Origin of the sequence: Escherichia sp. E2661 (genome assembly GCF_004745185.1) — a bacterium.
Classification (GTDB): domain Bacteria; phylum Pseudomonadota; class Gammaproteobacteria; order Enterobacterales; family Enterobacteriaceae; genus Escherichia.
This window is the reverse complement of the sequence record NZ_PDIG01000063.1, coordinates 1-525: the sequence shown is the minus strand read 5'-3', so window position 1 is coordinate 525 and position 525 is coordinate 1. Positions and strand designations below refer to the sequence as shown.

Sequence of the window (525 nt, the reverse complement as noted above, 5' to 3'; positions counted from 1 at the left end):
GTTCCCGTTACTTTCTGCCAATATCTACCAGAAAAGTACCGGCGAGCGCCTGTTTAAACCATGGGCGCTGTTTAAGCGTCAGGATCTGAAAATTGCCGTTATTGGTCTGACGACGGATGACACAGCGAAGTTAGGCAACCCAGAAAACTTCACCGATATTGAGTTCCGTAAGCCCGCCGATGAAGCGAAGCTGGTGATTCAGGAGCTGCAACAGACAGAAAAGCCAGACATTATTATCGCGGCGACCCATATGGGCGGATTACGACAAGGTGAGCACGGCTCTAACGCACCGGGCGATGTGGAGAGGCGCGCGCGCTGCCTGCCGGATCGCTGGCGATGATCGTCGGTGGTCACTCGCAAGATCCGGTCTGCATGGCGGCAGAAAACAAAAAACAGGTCGATTACGTGCCGGGTACGCCATGCAAACCGGATCAACAAAACGGCATCTGGATTGTGCAGGCACATGAGTGGGGCAAATACGTGGGACGGGCTGATTTTGAGTTTCGTAATGGCGAAATGAAAATG

1 pseudogene is annotated in these 525 nt (G+C 53.1%); it reads left to right on the top strand.

Annotated elements, in window-relative coordinates:
* Positions 1 to 525, top strand: a pseudogene (gene ushA, locus CRI63_RS23625) (bifunctional UDP-sugar hydrolase/5'-nucleotidase); the annotation flags it as partial.